At 73.7% G+C, this 2972-nt stretch carries 3 protein-coding genes; all 3 read left to right on the top strand.

The genetic code is table 11. From position 1 onward, the window contains the following. The coding region (locus SACSA_RS22565) for an aldehyde dehydrogenase (NADP(+)) (protein WP_019815995.1) at window positions 1-1397 on the top strand (1397 nt) is incomplete at its 5' end. Next, window positions 1394-2554: a mandelate racemase/muconate lactonizing enzyme family protein gene (locus tag SACSA_RS0111390; protein ID WP_019815994.1), complete on the top strand. Its 1161-nt coding sequence runs from the start codon at window positions 1394-1396 to the stop codon at window positions 2552-2554. The genes SACSA_RS22565 and SACSA_RS0111390, both read left to right, overlap by 4 nt. Next, window positions 2551-2972 (top strand): alcohol dehydrogenase catalytic domain-containing protein (locus tag SACSA_RS0111385; protein WP_019815993.1); only part of this gene is annotated, 422 nt, incomplete at its 3' end. The genes SACSA_RS0111390 and SACSA_RS0111385, both read left to right, overlap by 4 nt.

Genomic DNA, 2972 nt, shown 5'->3' with positions numbered 1-2972 from the left:
CCCTGCTGACCGCCGTCGCCGACGCGCTCGACGCCCACGCCGACGACCTCGTGCCGCTCGCCGAGCGGGAGACGGCGCTGCCCCGCGCCCGTCTCGTCGGCGAACTCGCCCGGACCACGTTCCAACTGCGCCACGTCGCCGCGCACATCACCGAGGGGTCGGTGTTCGACGTGGTGATCGACACCGCCGACCCGGACCACCCGCTCGGGGCGCGGCCCGACCTGCGGCGCCTGTCGGTGCCGATGGGCCCGGCGGTGGTGTTCGCGGCAGGCAACTTCCCGTTCGCCTTCTCGGTGGCGGGTACCGACACCGCCTCGGCGCTCGCGGCGGGCTGCCCGGTGGTGGTCAAGGCCCACCCGGGCCACCCTGAGCTGTCCCGGCGCACGGCGCGCGTCGTCACCGAGGCGCTGGCCGGTGCCCCCGATGGCACGTTCGCGCTGGTCGAGGGATACGACACCGGCCGGGCGGTTCTGCTCGACCCCCGGATCAAGGTCGGCGCGTTCACCGGATCGCTCTCGGCGGGACGGGCGCTGGCGGATCTGGCGCACTCCCGCCCCGAGCCGATCCCGTTCCACGGCGAGCTGGGCAGCTTGAACCCCGCGTTCGTCACGCCCGGTGCCCTCCGCGCGCGGGGTGCGGAGATCGCCGCCGGGTTCGTGTCGTCGTTCACGCTCGGGGCGGGCCAGTTCTGCACCAAGCCCGGCCTGCTGTTCCTGCCGGACGGGCACGGCCTCGCGGAGGCGCTGCGCACGGCACTGGCCGAGGTTCCGGCGGCGGAGATGCTCACCGAGCGCATCCGGGACGGCTTTGCCGGCACGGCGGCCGAACTCGCGGCGGTGCCCGGCGTGCGCACCCTCGTCGAGGGCGGTGCACGGCCGGACGGACGGGTGGTCCCGACCCTGCTTACCTGCACGGTGCCCGCTCTGCTCGACCACGCCGACACCCTGTTGCGGGAGTGCTTCGGCCCGGCCTCGCTCGTGGTCACCTACGGAGGCACCGGCGAACTGCGCGCCGCCACCGAACGGTTCGACGGCACCCTCACCGCCACGCTGCACACCGAACCCGGGGAAGAGGCGCTCGCGGGCGAGCTGCTGACCCGGCTGCGCGAGCGCGCCGGACGGCTCGTGGTCAACGGCTGGCCCACCGGGGTGGCCGTGACCGCGGCGATGCACCACGGCGGCCCCTGGCCCGCGACCACCTCCCCGGCCCACACCTCCGTGGGCTCGGGCGCCGTCGAGCGGTTCCTGCGCCCGGTCAGTTACCAGAACGTGCCGCAGACCTTGCTGCCCGCGCCACTGCGCGACCGCAACGAACTCGGCATCCCGCGCCGCGTCGACGGCCGGGTCACCACCGACGACCTCACGACCGACGACCTCACCACCGAGGAGACCGCATGAAGATCACCGGGATCACCACGCACGTGCTGGGCACGCCCTGGCGCGACCTCACCTTCGTCCGCGTGCACACCGACGAGGGGCTGGTGGGAGTCGGCGAGACGCGGATGCTCAGCCACACCAAGGCGCTGCTCGGGTATCTGGCCGAGGCCGCCGACAACCACGTGGTGGGCAGCGACCCGTTCGCGATCGAGTCCCTGGTGCGCCGGATGAAGTACGGCGACTACGGCCGCGCGGGCGAGATCGTCATGTCCGGCATCGCCTGCGTGGAGATGGCGTGCTGGGACATCATGGGCCAGGCGCTCGGCCAGCCGGTGTGGCGCCTGCTCGGCGGCGCCGTCAACGACCGGGTCAAGGCCTACGCCAACGGCTGGTACACGGTGGAGCGCACGCCGGAGGAGTTCCACGCCGCGGCGCGGCCGGTGGTCGAGCGCGGGTACCGCGCTCTGAAGTTCGACCCGTTCGGACCCGGGCGGTACGAACTCGACCACGCCGAACGCGTGCGGGCGGTGGGCCTGGTCGAGGCGGTGCGGGACGCCGTCGGCCCTGAGGTCGAGATCCTGGTCGAGATGCACGGCCGGTTCGCCCCGCCGGAGGCGGTGCGGCTGGCGACGCAGCTCGCGCCGTTCGACCCGAGCTGGCTGGAGGAACCGGTGCCGCCGGAGAACCTGGCCGCGCTGGCCAAGGTCGCCGGGAAGACGACCCTGCCCATCGCCACCGGCGAGCGCATTCACGACCGGATCGAGTTCCGGGAGCTGTTCGCCTCGCAGGCCGCCGACATCATCCAGCCCGACATCGGCCACCTCGGCGGGATCGCCGAGACGCGCAAGCTGGCCGCGACCGCGGAGACGCACTACGTCCTCGTCGCCCCGCACAACGTCGGCGGCCCCGTGCTGACGACGGCGAACGTGCACCTGGCCGCGTGCACACCGAACTTCACGATCCAGGAGCACTTCAACGACTTCGCCGACGAGGAGGTCAAGCGGGCCGCACCGGGCATGCCGGAGGTCGTCGACGGCTACTTCGCACTGCCGACCGAACCCGGGCTGGGAGTCACGCTGGACGTCGACTTCGTCGAGGCCCGTCCCAGCCAGGGCGCGCACTTCGACCTCTACGCCGACGACTGGCACTTCCGCGGCACCCGGTCGGGGGATCGATGAACCGCGCGGTGCGCCTGGACGGGCCCCGCAGCGCCACCGTGGTGGCGGTGCCGGTGCCCGAGCCCGAGCCAGGGCACGTGGTGGTGCGCGTGGCCTGGGCCGGGGTGTGCGGGTCGGATGTGGAGCTGTACGAGGGCAGGCGGCCGGAGGGCTATGTGCGGTACCCGGTCGTGCCGGGGCACGAGTGGTCGGGCACGGTCGAAGCGGTCGGCGCGGGCGTCGACCCCGGCCTCGTCGGCAGACCGGTGGTGGCCGAGGGCTTCCGTTCGTGCCAGGTGTGCCCGGCGTGCCGCCGGGGCGAGCCCACGGTGTGTCACGCCGCCTACGACGAGACCGGCTTCACCCGGGACGGCGCGTGGGCCGACCGGCTGACGGTTCCCGCGCGGCTGGTGCACGCCCTGCCCGACGACGCCGACCT

Origin of the sequence: Saccharomonospora saliphila YIM 90502 (assembly GCF_000383795.1) — a bacterium.
Classification (GTDB): Bacteria; Actinomycetota; Actinomycetes; order Mycobacteriales; family Pseudonocardiaceae; genus Saccharomonospora; species Saccharomonospora saliphila.
Note: the sequence above shows the minus strand (reverse complement) of the source record. Positions and strands in the feature narration are given on the sequence as shown.